The organism is Aeromicrobium sp. (assembly GCF_014378035.1).
GTDB lineage: Bacteria > Actinomycetota > Actinomycetes > Propionibacteriales > Nocardioidaceae > Aeromicrobium.
The window spans coordinates 21,871-39,828 of record NZ_JACMOM010000348.1; the positions used below are offsets into that span (position 1 = coordinate 21,871).

17 protein-coding genes are annotated in these 17,958 nt (G+C 68.0%); 4 read left to right on the plus strand and 13 right to left on the minus strand.

The window, feature by feature from the left end; translation table 11 throughout:
• Positions 1-278: 278 nt before the first annotated feature.
• Positions 279-923 (plus strand): NADPH-dependent F420 reductase, encoded by a 645-nt coding sequence (locus H7290_RS18330; RefSeq protein ID WP_290515457.1) that lies wholly within the window; start codon positions 279-281, stop codon positions 921-923.
• A 23-nt stretch (positions 924-946) separates the two neighbouring features.
• Here the strand turns inward: H7290_RS18330 and H7290_RS18335 are convergent, their stop codons facing one another.
• The 5 genes from H7290_RS18335 to H7290_RS18355 form a co-directional block, all read right to left on the minus strand.
• Positions 947-1,726, minus strand: coding sequence for a transglutaminase family protein (locus H7290_RS18335; protein WP_290515458.1), 780 nt, complete (start codon positions 1,724-1,726; stop codon positions 947-949).
• Positions 1,727-1,831: 105 nt separating this feature from the next.
• Entirely contained in the window at positions 1,832-2,821 is a 990-nt protein-coding gene (gene meaB, locus H7290_RS18340; RefSeq protein WP_290515459.1) for a methylmalonyl Co-A mutase-associated GTPase MeaB, read from the minus strand.
• Positions 2,821-4,935 (minus strand): methylmalonyl-CoA mutase, encoded by a 2,115-nt coding sequence (gene scpA / locus H7290_RS18345; protein WP_290515484.1) that lies wholly within the window; start codon positions 4,933-4,935, stop codon positions 2,821-2,823. The genes meaB and scpA overlap by 1 nt, the downstream gene beginning before the upstream one ends.
• A 77-nt stretch (positions 4,936-5,012) precedes the next feature.
• Complete coding sequence (locus tag H7290_RS18350; protein ID WP_290515460.1) at positions 5,013-6,821, minus strand: methylmalonyl-CoA mutase family protein; 1,809 nt, start codon at positions 6,819-6,821, stop codon at positions 5,013-5,015.
• Positions 6,822-6,884: 63 nt separating this feature from the next.
• Positions 6,885-7,223, minus strand: a complete 339-nt coding sequence (locus H7290_RS18355; protein ID WP_290515461.1) for a hypothetical protein — start codon at positions 7,221-7,223, stop codon at positions 6,885-6,887.
• Positions 7,224-7,266: 43 nt separating this feature from the next.
• Between H7290_RS18355 and serC the strand changes: the two genes are divergently transcribed.
• The gene (gene serC / locus H7290_RS18360) at positions 7,267-8,373 is read left to right on the plus strand and encodes a phosphoserine transaminase (protein ID WP_290515462.1); all 1,107 of its coding nucleotides are present in this window, start codon (positions 7,267-7,269) and stop codon (positions 8,371-8,373) included.
• A gap of 66 nt (positions 8,374-8,439) precedes the next feature.
• Here the strand turns inward: serC and H7290_RS18365 are convergent, their stop codons facing one another.
• The 3 genes from H7290_RS18365 to H7290_RS18375 all read right to left on the minus strand — a co-directional run bounded on the left by H7290_RS18365 (position 8,440) and on the right by H7290_RS18375 (position 11,530).
• Positions 8,440-8,958: a gamma carbonic anhydrase family protein gene (locus H7290_RS18365; RefSeq protein WP_290515463.1), complete on the minus strand. Its 519-nt coding sequence runs from the start codon at positions 8,956-8,958 to the stop codon at positions 8,440-8,442.
• Positions 8,959-8,992: 34 nt separating this feature from the next.
• On the minus strand, positions 8,993-10,432 hold the full coding sequence (locus tag H7290_RS18370) for an NCS2 family permease (RefSeq protein ID WP_290515464.1): 1,440 nt from the start codon (positions 10,430-10,432) through the stop codon (positions 8,993-8,995).
• An 81-nt stretch (positions 10,433-10,513) separates the two neighbouring features.
• A complete protein-coding gene (locus H7290_RS18375; RefSeq protein ID WP_290515465.1) occupies positions 10,514-11,530 on the minus strand; it encodes a hypothetical protein in 1,017 nt (338 codons plus the stop codon).
• A gap of 59 nt (positions 11,531-11,589) precedes the next feature.
• Between H7290_RS18375 and H7290_RS18380 the strand changes: the two genes are divergently transcribed.
• Entirely contained in the window at positions 11,590-11,997 is a 408-nt protein-coding gene (locus H7290_RS18380) for a DUF2530 domain-containing protein (protein WP_290515466.1), read from the plus strand.
• A gap of 20 nt (positions 11,998-12,017) precedes the next feature.
• Here H7290_RS18380 and H7290_RS18385 read toward each other — a convergent pair whose 3' ends face one another.
• Entirely contained in the window at positions 12,018-13,640 is a 1,623-nt protein-coding gene (locus H7290_RS18385) for an MDR family MFS transporter (protein WP_290515467.1), read from the minus strand.
• A gap of 88 nt (positions 13,641-13,728) precedes the next feature.
• A complete protein-coding gene (locus H7290_RS18390; RefSeq protein WP_290515468.1) occupies positions 13,729-14,475 on the minus strand; it encodes a DUF3027 domain-containing protein in 747 nt (248 codons plus the stop codon).
• Positions 14,476-14,673: 198 nt separating this feature from the next.
• Between H7290_RS18390 and H7290_RS18395 the strand changes: the two genes are divergently transcribed.
• Positions 14,674-15,993, plus strand: a complete 1,320-nt coding sequence (locus H7290_RS18395) for an MFS transporter (RefSeq protein ID WP_290515469.1) — start codon at positions 14,674-14,676, stop codon at positions 15,991-15,993.
• An 18-nt stretch (positions 15,994-16,011) separates the two neighbouring features.
• Here H7290_RS18395 and H7290_RS18400 read toward each other — a convergent pair whose 3' ends face one another.
• The 3 genes from H7290_RS18400 to H7290_RS18410 all read right to left on the minus strand — a co-directional run bounded on the left by H7290_RS18400 (position 16,012) and on the right by H7290_RS18410 (position 17,941).
• On the minus strand, positions 16,012-16,407 hold the full coding sequence (locus tag H7290_RS18400; RefSeq protein WP_290515470.1) for a cold-shock protein: 396 nt from the start codon (positions 16,405-16,407) through the stop codon (positions 16,012-16,014).
• Positions 16,408-16,517: 110 nt separating this feature from the next.
• Entirely contained in the window at positions 16,518-17,573 is a 1,056-nt protein-coding gene (locus H7290_RS18405) for a YihY/virulence factor BrkB family protein (protein WP_290515471.1), read from the minus strand.
• The gene (locus H7290_RS18410; protein WP_290515472.1) at positions 17,570-17,941 is read right to left on the minus strand and encodes a type II toxin-antitoxin system PemK/MazF family toxin; all 372 of its coding nucleotides are present in this window, start codon (positions 17,939-17,941) and stop codon (positions 17,570-17,572) included. The genes H7290_RS18405 and H7290_RS18410 overlap by 4 nt, the downstream gene beginning before the upstream one ends.
• Positions 17,942-17,958 lie beyond the last annotated feature (17 nt).

The window sequence follows — 17,958 nt, forward strand, 5'->3', positions numbered from 1 at the left end:
CAGATCGGGGGTCGGCCACCCCCCCGAGACGGCCGACCCCATGACACCGAAGTGCCGATCTTCATTCGGCCCGACCATCCCCCGAATCTGCCGGACCCCACCTGGTTGATCCCCAGGACACCCCTGAACATTAGCCTAAGAAGTAGTTAAATAGGACTATACGGACCTGGTCCTTTTGGACGGCTTCCTCGAGTGGCGGCTCTGGTGGCGCAGAGGCACTTCTCTCCCCGCGGCCCGCTGCCCGGAATACCTCTCCACACCGTGACGTTGTCTCCGCCATGACAACCATCGGTCTCATCGGCGCCGGTCACATCGGCAGCCAGCTCGCCCGCTCCGCCATTGCCAAGGGCCACGACGTCGTGATCAGCAACTCACGCGGACCCGAGACCCTCACCGACCTGGTCGACGAGCTGGGCCCGCACGCTCGCGCCGCGACGGCGGAACAGGCTGCCGAGGCTGCCGACATCGCCGTGGTGACGATCCCGCTGAAGGCCATCGGCGACGTGCCCGTGGCGCCGCTTGTCGGCAAGGTCGTCATCGACACGAACAACTACTACCCCGAGCGCGATGGCGCCATCGCCGAGCTCGACGACGAGTCGACGACCAGCGCCGAGATGCTCCAGCGCCATCTTCCCGATTCGCATGTCGTCAAGGCGTTCAACCACATCCAGGCGCAGGCGATCACGTCGGAGGCGCAGGAGGCCGGAACACCTGACCGCCGCGCACTCGTGGTGGCCGGCGACGACGACGGTGCGAAGGCAGCGGTCACGGCATTGATCGACCAGCTCGGTTTCGATGTCGTCGATGTCGGGACGCTCGCCGAGGGCTGGCGGGTCCAGCCCGACACGCCTGGCTACGGCCCGCGGCTCACCGCCGGCGGGATGCGCGACGCGGCTGCTGCCGCAACCCGCCGCAACGCCTGATCAGCATCAGCGCCTCGCGTTGATCAACGCAGCGCGACGAGCTGCGTGAGGTCGTCACCGGGCAGGTCGTCGACGACGGCCGTCACCGCCATCCAGCGCAGGTCGACGGCAGCACCGTGCTGGGAGAGGAACGCCGTCCCCGAAGCGTCCTGACCCGTGGCGATGCGAAGAAGGCTGCCCCGCGGAGCAAGGGCTGTCGCGTCGACGACGCGCCATGCCCCCTCGATGTGCGCCTCCGCGACGGCATGGAAGTCCATCGGAAAGAGCCCCGGCGCATAGACCGAGGCGATGCGGGCGGGAACATCGAGCGCGCGGAGCAAAGCGACGACGAGGTGGGCGTAGTCGCGGCACACGCCGGCGCGGGCAAGCATCGTCGCCACCGCTCCATCGGTGGGCTGGCTGGCTCCGGGGACGTAGATCAGCCGGTCGCCCACCCACGAGCTGACAGCGTCGAGCAAGTCCTTGCCCGCCACCCCCGCGAACTCCGACTTCGCCGTCGCGAACAACGTGTCGGACTCGCAGTAGCGGCTCGGCCGGCGGTACTCGATCACATCGAGCTCCTCCACCGGTGCCGGGGCCGACTGCCCGGTGACCTCTGCGGAGTAGTCGATCGTCAGCGGGCCGGCTGGCGCCGTGAGCCGGTGCAGCCTGGTGCCGTGCCTACCGATGACCTCGTGCGGCTCGAGCTCGACGCTGCCTGCACGCATCGTGAGGGTCTCTGCCGTCTCGACACCCCGGGCCACCGCGATAGAGAAGATCAGGTCTGCCTCGCCGTGCAGCTGGAGCTCGAGATGGGTCGTCACCGATCGCTTCACTGGTCGATCTTTTCACACGCCTCACCCATCCTTGCCGCGGCGTCGCCACCACAAGATCGAGGGCAGCAGCCTCCTGGATGACGCTCCGAGGGGTCAGCTGTCGTAGGCCTCGAGGATGCGGTCGGCTGCGGTGGAAGCGGGCATCTCGCCGGAGAGCACTGCCTCTCGGATCTCGGCCCGGACAGCAGCGACCGTCTGGTCGGTGCGCAGCCGCTGGTCGAGCTCGTCACGGACGAGTGCCCAGGTGAAGTCGAGCTGCTGCTGGGCGCGCTTGTCGCGGAGACCCCTGACGCCCATGAACTCGCGGTGGCGGATGACCCGGCTCCATACCGTGTCGATGCCGTTGTTCTCGAGCGCCGAGCAGGTGAGAACCGGCGGCACCCAGTCCTGCGTCCCGGCGTAGACCAGTCGCAGAGCCCCCGCAAGGTCCTTCGACGTGGCCTCGGCCTCCTGCAGGCGATCGTCGTCGGCCTTGTTGACGGCGATGACGTCTGCGATCTCCAGGATGCCCTTCTTGATGCCCTGCAGCTGATCACCGGTGCGCGCGATGGTGAGGAACAGGAAGGTGTCGACCATGCCGGCAACCGTGATCTCGGACTGGCCGACGCCGACGGTCTCCACCAGCACGACATCGAAGCCAGCCGACTCGAGCACCGTCATGGCCTGGCTGGTCGCGCGGGCGACCCCCCCGAGGGTCCCGGCGGCCGGAGACGGGCGGATGAAGGCGTCAGGACTCACCGCGAGCCGCGCCATGCGGGTCTTGTCGCCGAGGACGGAACCGCCGGTGCGCACGCTCGACGGGTCGACCGCCAGCACACCGACACGGTGCCCCTCCTCGACGAGATACATGCCGAGCGCCTCGATGAAGGTCGACTTGCCGACGCCGGGCACGCCGGAGATGCCGACCCGGATGGCTCCGCTGCCACCGAAGTCGGACATCGCGGCCGGGCCCAGGATGCCGAGCAGCTCGCGCGCCTCGGCCCGGTGATCACGGCGGCTCGACTCAACCAGGGTGATGGCGCGCGAGATGGCCGCTCGTTTGCCCACCCTGACGTCATCAGCAAGGTCTGAGACGTCGACCATCAGGCGTGCAACGTCCTGCTGAGCTTGTCGAGCAGGTCGAGGGCCGAGTCGGCGATGACCGTGCCTGGCAGGAACACCGCAGCAGCGCCCATCTCCTTGAGGGTAGGGACGTCGTCGGGCGGGATGACTCCGCCGATGACGACCATGATGTCGGGGCGACCCATCTCGGCGAGCGAATCGCGCAGTGCCGGGAGGAGCGTGAGGTGCCCGGCAGCGAGGCTCGAGACGCCGACGATGTGCACATCAGCGTCGACCGCCTGCTGCGCGACTTCCTCGGGCGTGGAGAAGAGGGGGCCCACGTCGACGTCGAAGCCCATGTCGGCGAAGGCCGTGACGATGACCTTCTGGCCGCGGTCGTGGCCGTCCTGGCCCATCTTCGCCACGAGGATGCGGGGGCGGCGGCCCTCGGCCCGGTCGAACGCCTCGGTGGCCTCGATGACCTTCTGCACGTTGCCCGCCTTGCCTGCCTCGGTGCGGTACACACCTGAGATCGTACGGATGACGGCCTGGTGGCGCCCGTAGACCTCCTCCAGCGCGTCGGACATCTCGCCCACGGTCGCCTTCGCCCGCGCCGCATTGACCGCCAGGGTCAGCAGGTTGTCGTCGAGGTTGCCGTCATTCGTCGAGCCCCGCGCGGCACTCTTCGTGAGGGCGGCGAGCGCGGCGTCGACCTCGTCCTGGTTGCGCTCGGCGCGCAGGCGCTCGAGCTTGGCGATCTGCGAGGCGTAGACGGCTTTGTTGTCGACCTTGAGGACGTCGAGCGGGTCCTCGTCGGCAAGGCGGTACGTGTTGATGCCGATGACGGCCTGCTGCCCCGAGTCGATGCGGGCCTGCGTGCGGGCTGCGGCCTCCTCGATGCGCATCTTGGGGATGCCCGCCTCGATGGCCTTCGACATGCCACCGGCCTTCTCGACTTCCTGGATGTGCGCCCACGCGCGGTTGGCAAGGTCCTGTGTCAGACGCTCGACGTAGTAGGAGCCCCCCCACGGGTCGATGATGTCGGAAGTGCCCGACTCCTGCTGGAGCAGCAGCTGGGTGTTGCGGGCGATACGGGCGGAGGAGTCGGTCGGCAGGGCGATGGCCTCGTCGAGGGCGTTGGTGTGCAGCGACTGCGTGTGGCCCTGCGTCGCGGCCATGGCCTCGATGCAGGTGCGGCCGACATTGTTGTAGACGTCCTGCGCCGTCAGCGACCAGCCCGATGTCTGGCTGTGGGTGCGCAACGACAGGCTCTTGGGGTTCGTGGGGTTGAAGTCGGCGACGAGCTGTGCCCACAGCGCGCGGGCGGCACGCAGCTTGGCGACCTCCATGTAGAAGTTCATGCCGATGGCCCAGAAGAAGCTCAGTCGCGGGGCAAAGGCATCGATGTCGAGGCCCACATCGAGGCCCGCGCGGATGTACTCGACACCGTCGGCCAGCGTGTAGGCGAGCTCGAGGTCGTTCGTCGCCCCAGCCTCCTGGATGTGGTAGCCCGAGATCGAGATCGAGTTGAACCGCGGCATCTTCTGCGCCGTGTAGGCGAAGATGTCGGAGATGATCCGCATCGACGGCGCCGGCGGGTAGATGTAGGTGTTGCGGACCATGAACTCCTTGAGGATGTCGTTCTGGATCGTGCCCGACAGCTTCTCGGGCGGCACGCCCTGCTCCTCCGCGGCGACGATGTACAGCGCCAGCACGGGCAGCACTGCACCGTTCATGGTCATTGACACGCTCATCTCGTCGAGGGGGATGCCTTCGAAGAGCTTTCGGGTGTCGTAGATCGAGTCGATCGCCACGCCGGCCATGCCGACATCGCCGACCACGCGCGGGTTGTCCGAGTCGTAGCCCCGGTGCGTCGCAAGGTCGAAGGCGACCGAGAGGCCCTTCTGGCCGGCCGCGAGATTGCGGCGGTAGAACGCGTTGGACTCCTCCGCCGTGGAGAATCCGGCGTACTGCCGGATCGTCCACGGCTGCGACGTGTACATCGCCGGGTAGGGACCGCGCAGGAACGGCGAGAGGCCGGGGTAGGTGTCGAGTGCGTCGAGGCCCTCGAGATCAGCCGCCGTGTACAGACCCTCGATGTCGATGCCCTCGGGCGCGGCCCACGGCTCGGCGCCGTCGGTGGCGCGGGCGTACATCTCGGGATCGGACTCGTAAGGCTGCGCGGGGTCAAGCGGAAGACCGGCGAAGCTGTCGGGGATGCTGCTGCTGTCGCTCATGCGTCGAGCCTCTCTCGTGTGTCGCGGAGGAAGGCGAGTGCGTCCTGCCCCACGGCGACGGTGGCGTCGGCGCCGACCTCGGCCTTGCCGGCGAGCACGACGTGGGTGGCCCCCGCCTCACGCAGCGCGGCCACGAGGTCGGCACCCCACGCGTCGTACGCCTTGTCGTTGCCGGCGAGGCACACGACCGGGACGGTGTCAGCCTCGACGTACGCGGCGATGACCTGGTCGACACCGTCGGTGGGTCCGGCCACGACCGTGTCGACGCCGCCGGCGGCGAAGAGGTTGGCAGCGAAGGTGGCACGCGCCGTGAACGCTGCCACCGGGCCCATCGACGCAAGGAACACGGGCGTGGTGGCCGGCTTGTCGCGCAGCGCCTCGAACTCGCCGCCGTAGCGGACGACGTCCAGCGGTGCCGGGTATGGACGGCGGGTCGGCATCTGCTCGTGGAGGTTGGGGAACTCCGAGACGCCCGTGATGGGACGAGCGCGCTTGGCGATCTGCAGGGCCCGGTCGGAGACGGTGGTCTCGACGGCCGCGCGGACCAGTGCGAGCGCCGCGTCGAGGCTGTCGGTCGCGTCGATCTCACCGAACATCGTCCACGCTGCGCGGGCCATGTCGTCGGTGAGCTTCTCGACGGCGTGCGACCCGCCAGCCGGGTCGGTGACCGCTGCGACGTGCGACTCGCTGATCAGGAGGCCCGAGGTGTTGCGGGCGATGCGGCGGCTGAACGGTTCGGGCAGGCCGATCGGCTCGTCGAACGGCAGCACCGTGACCGCGGTCGCGCCCCCGACGCCGGCGGCGAACGATGCGATCGTCGTGCGGAGCATGTTCACGTAAGGGTCGTAGCGCGCCATCATCGGCCGGGATGTCACGGCGTGCTGCACCTGGCCGGCGGCCGCGGTGGTGACGCCGCTGAGCTCTGCCACGCGGTTCCACAGGCGGCGAGCTGCGCGAAGCTTGGCGATCGTGGGGAACTGTTCGTCGGTCGCGGCATAGCGGAAGTCGATGAGACCCGCTGCCTCGTCGACGCTGAAGCCGGCACCGACGAGTGTCCGCAGGTAGGTGACCCCCGACCCCAGCGAGTAGGCAAGCTCCTGCACATCAGACCCGCCCGCGTCGTGCACCGCGGTGGCATCGACGGTGAAAGCCCGGACGCCGAGCGGGACAGCCAGGCGCGCGACCTCGACGGCGACCTCGAGATCGACGACCCCGCGACCGCGGAGCGCGGCACCGATCGGGTCGACGCCGAAGCTCGTGCCCGGCGCTGCGGTGACGCCCTTGTCGGTGATGACCGCCGCCAGCGCCTTCGCTGCGTCCACCGGCTCGAACGGCGCATCGAGGACCACAGCGGCGAGATCGACGAGCACGGGCTCCAGGATCGTCGCGAGGGCGTCGACAGGGATGCCGCCGGTGCCGACGGAGAGCCACAGGGAGTTGACGCCGTTCTCGAGGTCGGTCACGACGTCCCGCGCGGTGCGTTCGACGTCAGGATCGGTGAACCATGCGCGGATGTCCCAGCCGTCGAGCTCGCGGGTCGCGGTGCTGCCGCGGGTGAACGGCGCCTGACCGGGCAGGCCGTTGTCGGCAAGGTCGGCGGTCAGCGCAGGCGTCCCGAGCGGAGTCACGGTGATGCCGTCCAGTGTCGTGGTGGCCAGCGTGCCCCACACGTCGCTGTCGGGTGCGTCGTCAGCGAGCCTCCGGCTCTTGCGGAGCACTGCCGCGGTGGCCTTCTCCCACTCACCGAGGGTGTGGTCGAGCCCTTCGGCCAGTGCGACGTCGGGGGTCGATCCGTCAGGTGCCATAGGGGGCATAGTACGAAGGTCTTGCGACCCCTGCCACCCCATGTGATGAATGTGACGTACTCGTCACGCGTGGGAGGGCTTGACCTCGACCAGGAAGCCAGCGAGGTCGAGCACCTGCACGTGCTCAGCGGGTGTCGCAGTGATCTCGGTCGAGGTGGTCCGGCGGCGCCCCGTCAGCATCAGGATGCGCACGACCGTGCCGTCGAGCCGCACAAGATCGTTCACGGCGAACAGGTCCAGGTCGGCGTCCTCGATGCTCCCGACCACCCCGTCGAAGTCCGCCGGGAGGGCCGGCAGATGATCCTCGATGTCGCCTGACGCCACTCTCCACGACACCTCGTCGCCGACGGCGAAACCGTCGAGCACCGCCACCTCGGCCGAGGGGCCCACGCACGTCCACATGCCTCCACCGTAGGGCCGCGACCCCGGCTGAGATGATGGCCCCGTGAAGATCCCCGCAGACCTGCTGCCCGCGGATGGACGTTTTGGGTCGGGCCCCTCCAAGGTGCGGCCCGCTGCGCTCGAGGCGCTCGCGGCCACCGGCTCGTCATTCCTCGGCACCTCGCACCGCCAGGCCCCCGTCAAGCGACTCGTCGGTGGCATCCGCGAGGGCCTCAGCACGCTGTTCTCCCTCCCCGTCGGCTACGAGGTCGTGCTCGGCCTCGGCGGGTCACACGCGTTCTGGGACGCCGCGACGTTCGGCCTGGTGCAGGAACGCAGCCAGCACCTCGTCCACGGCGAGTTCACGTCCAAGTTCGCCGCCGCTACGCAGGCCGCACCCTTCCTCCAGGACCCATCAGTGATCGAGAGCGACTTCTCGACGCATCCCCACCCGGTCGCGGTCAGCGGAGTCGACACGTACGCGTGGGCGCACAACGAGACCTCGACGGGCGTCATGGTTCCCGTCACGCGCGTCGATGACGCCGACGACGGAGCGCTCGTCCTGGTCGACGCCACCTCGGGTGCCGGTGGGCTACCGGTCGACGTCGCGCAGACCGACGTCTACTACTTCGCGCCGCAGAAGTCGTTCGCCTCGGACGGTGGTCTCTGGATCGCCCTGATGTCGTCCGCCGCGATCGAGCGCGCCGAGCGGATCAAGGCGAGTGGCCGGCACATTCCCGCGTTTCTCGACCTGCCCGTCGCGATCGACAACTCACGCAAGGACCAGACCTACAACACCCCAGCCCTGGCCACGTTGTTCCTGATGGACCAGCAGCTGCGCTGGATGCTCGATCAGGGCGGCCTCGAGTGGGCGGTGTCCCGCACGACCGACTCGTCGGACCGGCTCTACGCCTGGGCCGAGGCGTCGACGTATGCCACTCCGTTCGTCACCGACGCCGCCGACCGCTCACTGGTCGTCGGCACGATCGACCTGGAGGGTGTTGACGCTTCGACGGTGTCCGCAGCGCTGCGTGCCAACGGCATCGTCGACATCGACGGCTACCGAGGCCTGCATCGGAACCAGCTTCGCGTCGCGATGTTCCCGTCCATCGAGCCCGACGACATCACGCAGCTGACCCGGTGCATCGACTTCGTCGTGGGCAACCTCTGACCCACTGCCCCGTCGGCGGTGGGTAGGCGTCCACGGGAGCGATGCTCTTGCACGCTGACACACTGCTCAGCCGACGACGGTGCCTGTGCGATGAAGCTCTCGGTGACGCTCGTAGATGCCGGCGTTGTCACGAAGATGCTGCACCTCCTCGTCCGAGAGCTCGCGACGGACCTTGCCCGGAACTCCCGCCACGAGCGAGCGAGGAGGGACGACCATGCCCTCGGACACCAGGGCGCCCGCAGCGATGAGCGAGCCGGCACCGATGACCGCGCCGTTCATGATGATCGCGCCCATGCCCACGAGCGCTCCGTCCTCGACTGTCGCACCATGGATGACCGCCCCATGACCGACCGACACATCCTCACCGAGAACGACCGGCTTGCCCTTGTCGACGTGGAACGCGCAGTTGTCCTGCACGTTGGAGCGTGCGCCGATCGTGATCGGCTCGTTGTCGGCCCGGAGCACAGCGCCGTACCAGACGCTGGCGCCGTCGCCGATGACGACCGAGCCGGCCAGCGTCGCATTGGGCGCGATCCACGCGCCGTCTGCCACCTGGGGAATCTTGTCTCCGAGTGCGATGAGCATGCACTCAACGTACCCAAGCGACGCCCTCCCAGGGTCAGCTGAGGGTGCGGGAGATGGGGTCGATCGCAAAGTAGACGATGAAGAAGGCCGCGATGACCCACAACAGCGGGTGGACGACGGATGCCTTGCCCTTGACGGCCTTGATCACGACGTAGGAGACGAAGCCCGCACCGATGCCCGCGGTGATGGAGTAGGTGAAGGGCATCAGGACGATGGTCAGGAATGCCGGGATCGCGATCTCGGCATCGTCCCAGTCGATGTGCTTGACCTGGCTCATCATCAGGAAGCCCACCAGCACGAGTGCAGGGACGGTCGCCTCGCTCGGGATGTGCTCGACCAGCGGCGAGGCGAACGTCGACAGCAGGAACAGCACGCCGGTCACGACCGAGGCCAGACCCGTCCGGGCACCGTCACCGACCCCCGATGCCGACTCGATGTACGACGTGTTGCTCGAGATGCCGGCGGCGCCACCGGCGGCAGCGGCGATGGAGTCGACGACAAGAATCTTCTGGGCGCCCTCGGGCGTCCCGTCGGCATCGTTCAGACCGGCCTCCGCGCCGATCGCGGTCATGGTGCCCATGGTGTCGAAGAAGTCCGCCAGAAGCAGGGTGAAGACGAGCAGTGCAGCGGTCACGAAACCGGCGCGCTCGAAGGAGCCGAACAGTGAGAAGTCGCCGAGCAGCGAGAAGTCCGGCTTGGCGACGATCGACGAGGGCCAGGACGGGACGTTCAGGTTCCACCCCTTCGAGGTCGGGTCGCCGTTCCCCGCTGGCAGATCGACGAAGGCCTGCACCACTCCGGCCAGAATTGTCGTGGCGACGATGCCGATGAGGATCGCCCCGGGCACCCCTCGGGTGTAGAGCGCGATCATCGTCAGCAGCCCGACGACGAAGACAACGACAGGCCAACCGGCGAGGTTGCCACCGATGCCGAGCTGGACGGGCGGGGCAGCGAGGCCCGACGTGCGGACAAAGCCCGCATCGACGAGGCCGATGAACGTGATGAACAGGCCGATGCCCACCGCGATCGCCGTCTTGAGCTGACGCGGAACCGCGTCGAAGACTGCCTTCCTGAACCCGGTGAGCACGAGGAGCAGGATGATCAGCCCCTCGAGCACGACGAGCCCCATCGCGTCGGCCCAGGACATCTGCGAGGCGACGGAGTAGGCCACGAACGCGTTGAGGCCGAGCCCTGTCGCCAGCGCGAGCGGGAAGTTGGCCACGACGCCCATCAAGATCGTCAGGAGACCGGCGACCAGAGCCGTGACGGCGGCGATCGTCGCGAAGCCCGCACCCTTGTCCGCGCCACCACCCAGGAAGTTGCCGTCCTTGTCAGCGACCCCCGACAAGACGATCGGGTTGAGCACGATGATGTAGGCCATGGTCAGGAAGGTCACGGCACCACCGCGGACCTCCCTACCGATGGACGAGCCGCGGGCGCTGATCTTGAAGAACTGCTCGAGCGTGGTGGTCACCGGTGCTCCTGGAAGTCGAGGAATCGTCGCAAGGAGCATGCCAGAAGACAACAACGGCAATCACACGCAGGGGGCCGTCGCTCAGTTTTTGCGGTTGATGGCTACCGAGATGCCCGCCAGGAGCGCCATCACGCCGACCGCCCAGAACCAGGTCGCCCCGGCAAACCCGTTGCCACCCGGCAGGGGAGCCGTCGGACTGGTGGCAGTCGGGGTGGGAGCAGCCCGGGTCGGGGTCCCCGATGTGGCAGAAGTGCTGGTGGGCTCCTCGAAGGGCACCCGGATCAGCGGGGAGTCCGTGCCCTCGCTGCCGACCAGGAATGCTTGACCCGATGCTTCCATCGCCAGCGTCTCGCCCTGCTCGACGTCGGGCATCGGCTCAGAGTCGACGGAGCTCCATGAAGCAGTGTCGTAGACATACGCCGTGGAGTAGTTGCGGAGGACGACGTGGTTGCCGCTGTTCGCGAACGCGCCATCGGTGATGAGGGCCGGGACCACCACGCCGAGATCCTTCGCTCTGTTGGCCGTCGTCGTCGACAGGGCGTCGGGCAGGGCGAACACACCCCCGGCGAACACGCCCTTGCTGACCAGCAGCTTGCGCCCGGTCGACGGATTGATGATCAGCGCCTCGACGTTCTCGGGACCGTCCGGATACGTGATGGGGTAACGCCGGGCCACGACGGACCGGTCGCCTGCCGTCGGCTGCGCCAACGAGTAGAGGGCGGCGTCAGACCGGTTGCCATCGTTGTCACCCGTGTCGGCGACCCAGAGCGTGCCGTCCGGACCCGTCGCCATCGCCTCGGTGTCGAACCACGTGCCTCCGCTCACCGTCGTGGTGCCGACCACGGCGCCTGTGGACACCCGGACCGTGAAGACGACGGGCGCGTTGCCGGAGTCGTTGATGGTGTACGCCAGATCGGCATCGGCGGAGCTGACCACCAGACCGCTTGACTCCGTGATGCGCGGGTCGGAGATGTGGCTGACGACGACCGATCCGCTCTGCGCGCCATCGGCCCTGCGCGCGAGCGAGCTCACCACCACGATCGCCAGGAGCGCAACGAGGAGGCCCGGGATCAACAGCCGGCGGTAGCGCGGATTCATTGCAGATCAGCATGACAGCAGTCGGCGCCGTCGGCGATCCCGGCGGGTAGTGTGGAGAGGTGACCGACAGTGACGAGTGGGCGATCCGCCAGGGCGACGGGCCCGAGACGATCGAGCGCAAGATGGGTCATCGTGAGATCGCCCGCCTCGATCGGGCCGCCCGGCGTCATGAGTTCGGCAGGCCCGAGATCACCGAGCTCGAGATCGGCAGCACGACGCACCGCGTCGCAGAGGTCGAGCCCATGGACGTCGACGGTGTCCGCACCATGACCGTCGGCACCATCATCTGGGGTGTGCTCGCGGTCGCACTTCTGCCGTTCCTGGGCACGCTCGAGGACGACGGCCGCACGTGGTGGCTCTGGACCGCGCTGGCCGGGTTCGGGCTCGGACTCATCGGCATCGAGTACTGCCGCCGGCGCCGCAACGCGCTGCACATGCAGCCGGGCCGCCGGCGCCGCGCCGCCTGACCCGACCACGTCCCGACGCGTCAGGCGTCGACCGACTCCGCGGCGTCGCCCTTGGTGAGAGTCGTGCGCAGCGGCACTTCCTTCATCAGCAGCGCGGCCACGAGGCTGAAGACGGCGACGATCGCGGCCACCCCGAAGATCGTGCCAGTCGCATCGCCGTACGCGGTTCGGACGACTTCGGCGACCGGCGCCGGCAAGCTCTTCAGGTCGAGCAGCGAGACGCCACCGCCTGACGGCTTGACGCCGAGGGTGGCGAGCTTGCTCGTGACATCACCCTTGACCTGTGCGGCGAGGATGGCGCCGAGAACCGACACACCCACTGCACCACCCAGCGAGCGGAAGAAGGCGACGACGGCGCTCGTGGCACCGACCTCCGAGACGTCGACGGTGTTCTGCACCGCGAGCACGTAGTTCTGCAACAGCATGCCCATGCCGAGGCCGAGGAAGGCGATGAAGGTCATCGCGTGCCACTCTGGCGTGCGGTGGTTGATCGTCGAGAGCAGCCCGAGCCCCAGCACGAGCAGCACCGACCCGATGACGAGGAACCGCTTCCAGAGGCCCGTGCGGGAGATGATCCGTCCCGACAGGGTCGTGCCGATCAGCGATCCGACCATCAGCGGGATGGTCAGCAGGCCTGCCTCGGTGGGAGTGCGGCCACCGGCGATCTGGAAATACTGGCCGATGAAGACCGAACCGCCGAACATGCCGACGCCCACCGCGATGCTGCCGATGATTGCCAGCGCAGTGGTCCGCTCACGCACGACCTTGAGCGGCACCATGGGCTCAGGATGGCGCAGCTCAACCCGGATGGTGAGGAGCACAGCCACGAGCGTCCCTCCGAGGAATGCGCCGCTCTGCCACGACATCCAGTCGAACGAGTTGCCGGCGAAGGAGACCCAGATGAGCGGCAGGCTCGCGGCGATGGCGATCAACACGGCGCCGAGGTAGTCGATCCTGACGCGGCGGCGCACCGTGGCGATCCGCAGGTACTTCTGCAGGATGACGAGGCTGACAAGGGCAAGCGGCACGCAGACGTAGAACGTCCACCGCCACCCGAGGCCCGGGGTGTCGACGATGACGCCACCGAGCAGGGGGCCGGAGACCGTGGCAACCGCCATCGTGGCACCCATGTAGCCGCTGTAGCGTCCGCGCTCGCGGGGCGGGATGATCGAGGCGATGATCGACTGGGCGTTGGCGGTCAGACCACCCATGCCGAGCCCCTGCACGACACGCATCGCGATGAGCTCGGGCACGTTCTGCGAGATGCCGGCGAAGATCGAGCCGATCACGAAGATGATGATCGAGGTCTGCACGAGCAGCTTCTTGTTGAACAGGTCGGACAGCTTGCCCCAGACGGGTGTCGACACCGTCATGGCGAGCAACGAGGCAGTGACGACCCACGTGTACTGCGTCTGCGAGCCGTTCAGGTCGGCGATGATCGTCGGCAGGGCGTTGGACACGATGGTCGAGCTGAGGATCGCGGTGAAGAGCGCCGCCAGCAGGCCGAAGAGCACCTCGAGGATCTCGCGGTGGCTGAGCTGCGTCGGGACGGACCTGGTTGTCGGCCGGTCTGTCGAGGTGCCGACCGGCTTCGCGACGTCACGCTTTCCGCCGTCGACCTTCTCAGTGGCTGTTAGTTGCATGCTGCAACCATACATAGATGCTGGGCGTGCGGCAAACGAAACCAGTCCCAGGTGAGCGGGCTCACGTGGGACGGAAGAAGTCGACGGCCTAGAAGGGCTCGGTCTCGTCGGCGGCCAGCGTGTCGAACACCGGCAACGGCAGCTCCTGCGCGGCGGCGGACCGGCTCAGCCTGGCCCCGGAGTGGGCTCCGCAGCCGTGGTCGAAGGAGACGACGCGGCCATCGTCGTTGGCCATGCCGTTGGCACACACGCCGAATCGCTCGGAGAGTGGCCCGGCCAGGCTCACCATGAAACCGCACGAGTGGCAAACGCCAGCGGCCTGCTGGGCGATGAGTGCATCGGGGCCCTGCTCGCCCTCCTGCCAGCGATCGGCGGCGATCTCGCGGCCCTCGAAGGACAACACCCACTCGCGACCAAGACCGACCTCGCGGGCGAAGTAGCGGTCGTCGGTCTGCTCGTCGCCGTCGCCGGCCGACCACGATGGCACCAGCCGCACGTCGTCCTCGTCGGGGGGCAGCACGTCGCCGGGGCTGAGGTCGCCCGGTCGGATGCGTTCGCGATAGGGGGTCCACACCGGAGCGATGATGGCGTCGTCGCCCGGCAGGAGCACCACGTCATTGATCGTGATGCGGTCGGTGTCGGGTGCTCGCGAGATGCTCACCGACCAGTACCAGCCCTGGTAACCAGCCTTCAGGCACCTGAACTGGTGCGAGACCAAGGCGTCGCCGTCGTCGACCGCCTGTAGGTGCTCACCCACCGTTCCGGCATCGGCCGCCTCGTCGACGGCTGCACGTGCGACGTCGATCGCGGAGGACAGCTGCTCGTCGGCGGACATTCCTCAATTGTCCCCCATGTCCCGGGGCACGCGCCTCCCGGGGTGAGGCAGGATGAAGGGGTGGAAGATCACGGGGAGACTGGATCGTCGACGGGCGATTCCTCCCGCTCAAGTGCTGATCAACCCGGGCCCACCAGCTCCTCCCGCCTGAACCGCTCCGCACGAGCTGCCGCGAAGATCTCCACCGGCACTGGCCGGGTGGTCGCGCGCGGCAGCACCTCGGCCTTCAGCGCCTCACGTCGTTTCACCCACTCCGGCGGCGCCGGCGAAAGCGGTCTGTCGCGCCTCCTGGAGCTGCACGCGTTCAACACCGCCGGCGACGCCGCCTTCGCCGTCTCGCTGGCGGGCACACTGTTCTTCACGGTTCCCACCGGCGAGGCCACCGGCCAGGTCGCGCTGTTCCTGCTGCTGACGATGCTCCCGTTCGCCGTCGTGGCACCGCTGATCGGCCCATTCCTCGATCGCTTCCGGCGCGGACGCCGCTGGGCCATCGGGTCGACGCTGGCCGTTCGCGCCTTCTGCTGCTGGGTCCTTGCCGGTGCCATCAACGCTGACAGTCCCCCACCGTCGTTCTACTTCGCCGCGCTGGGCTGCCTCGTGGCCTCCAAGGCGTACGGCGTGACGCGTGCTGCCGCTGTACCCCGGTTGCTGCCCACCGAGTTCACCCTCGTCAAGGCCAACTCGCGCATCTCCCTGACCGGCACCGGAGCGGCTGCCGTCTCCGCCCCGCTGGCCATCGGTGCCGCGGCGATCGGCGCCGACTGGGCGGTCCGCTACGCGGCCCTGCTGTTTGTCGTCGGCACCGTGCTGGCGATCCTGCTCCCCACGCAGGTCGACTCCAGCGAGGGCGAGGAGCAGGTCGACCTCACGAAGATCGGCTCCAAGGGCATCGACATCTCCCGCGACGTCGTCAACGCCCTGCGGAGCAACTCCGGCTTGCGTCTGCTCTCCGGGTTCCTCACGATCTTCATGGCCTTCACCCTGCGCCAGCCCCCCGACTCGATGGGCTGGAACGGCAATGCCACCGTGCTGCTCGGCCTGGTCATCGGGGGCGCCGGGGCGGGCAGCACGATCGGTACGCTCATCGCCTCGGCCACCCAGTCACGTCGGCCCGAACGTGTCGTGATCGCCGTGCTCGTCCTCGACGTCGCCGTGGTGACGATGGTTGGCGTGTTCTTCACGTGGTGGACCGCGGTCATCCTCGGTCTGACGGTGGGACTCTGTCAGTCGCTGGGCAAGCTGAGCCTCGACGCCCTGATCCAGCGCGATGTCGCCGAGCGCGTCCGCACCAGCATGTTCGCGCGCTCAGAGACGTTGCTACAGCTCACCTGGGTTCTCGGCGGGCTGATGGGTATCGGTCTTTTCATCGTCGACGCGACCCCGAGGATCGGGCTCCTCGTCACCGCGACGATCCTCGTGGCCTGGCTCGTGTTCGTGCTCAACCGGGCGCGCCCACGACGACCATCGGGCCCTCCGGGGCATCGACCAGCCCCGCAGGAGCCGATCACCCGCTCGTAGCGACTCTTCGTGCTGGCGCTACAGCTCGAGCTCAGCTGCGACGGCGCGCAGCACCTGCGAGATCGGCTTGGCCTTCTTGGCATCGGGGTGCCGCCCGTGCCGGTAGCCCTCGCCCACGTTGTCGAGCATGCGGATGAGGTCTTCGACGATGACGGCCATCGCCTCGGGATCCTTGCGGCGTGCCTGCGCCTGCGACTTGGACACTGACGTCACCGGCTCGAGCAGCCGCACCTGGAGCGCCTGGTCGCCGCGACTGCCCTGCACGATGCCGAACTCGACCCGGCTCCCGGCCTTGAGGCTCTCGACTCCGGCGGGCAGTGCGTCGGAGCGGACGTAGACGTCCTCACCCTCGTCGCGGCTCAGGAAGCCGAAGCCCTTGTCCGAGTCGTACCACTTCACTTTGCCGGTCGGCATGGCTCCACCTTCGGGTCTTGTTTCGGTCGGACTGTCAGCCTAGTGGTCGACGCCCACGGTCATGAAGTCGAGGATCACCGAGCTGGGCCCGGCCGGGGTCATGATCGTGATCACGAGGCCGGGTCGGATGCCTTCGTGCCGTCAGGTGGTCGCGCTTCTCTGTCCTGGAAGGTGACCTCGACGGACTGGAACCCCTTGTGGCGCTGCGACTTGGCGTAGGCCGAGTACGCCTTCTGGTCTGCCTCGGTCAGCACGACGTTGTCGGTGAACGGGGTCAGCAGCGCACGCGGATACAGGTGCCGCCGCAGGACGACGTTGACCTCCAGCCCCATCACCACCATGATCGATGCGATGTAGATGAAGGCGAGGAGCCCGAGCACCAGGGCGAAGGTCTGATTCATCGTGCTGGCCTTGCCGATCACCTCACGGACGTAGGTGTTGCCGAAATACTGCAACCCCTGCCAGAGCACCGTTGTCACAATGGCGCCGGGCAGGACGGAACGCCACCCCGCCCTGTCTGCGCTGACGAGCCGGAACAGCGCCGCGAAGATCGCAAGCGTCAGAAGGGAACCGGCGGCGCGGATCAGCAGCCCGAGTGTCGGTGCGAGCTCCCCGCCGAGAGCGTCGGGATTGGCCAGGACCGACGTCACGACCGCGAGGACGAGGATGCCGATGCCACCGATGAGCAGGAGAACGAGGCTGCGGAAACGCAGCAGGAAAGGATTGGCGCGGCTGTTGCGCGGCACCGACCAGGCAATGTTCGCGGCGTTCTGGGCCGCCTGTCCAAGACCCATCGCACCATACGTCGCCGCGAGCGACCCCACGACGATCGCCGAGGTCGATCCCGTCAGGCTCTCGGGCTTGCCGAGCTGCTCGCCGATGATCGGAAACTGGCTGAGGGCCGAGTTGAGGAGTGTCTGCTGGAGCTCGGGGTTGCCTCTCAGGACGAAGCCCAGGATCGAGGTGGCAAGGAGCAGGAGCGGGAAGATCGCGATGAAGGCGTAGTACGTGATGATCGCGGAGAGGTACGCACCCTGGTCGTCGAAATACTTGTAGAACACCGCGAGCGGGAACCCGACGACAGGGTGACTCCGCTGGAAGCCATCGAGACGCCCGATCGTGGGAGCCGCGCCCTGGCCGGTCGAGTGCTTGTCTGCGTCCGTCACGGGAGGTGCTCGCCGAGCGCGGAAATCACTGCGTCGAAACGAGACCGGTCGAGGACGGCGCCCTCACGTCGGACGTCGACGGGGTGGACGGTGATCAGACGGTTGAGCCGCACCTCGCTGGGACGACCAGCGCCGTCCCACGGGCCGGAACCGACGTCGAACCAGAAACGGCCGTCGCGCGCTTCCTGCTCGATGTCACGGTCGTGATCCTTCGACGTCATCATCAACCCCACGAGGTCGTCGCCGGTGCGGGCGATGAGCAGGACGGGCCGGTCTTTGCCGCGGGACGGATCGTCTTCGTAGGGAACCCGGGTCCACACGATCTCGCCCGGATCGGGCGCCCCGTCAGGGTGGGGGTCGTAGGTCATGTCCACAGAGCAACTCT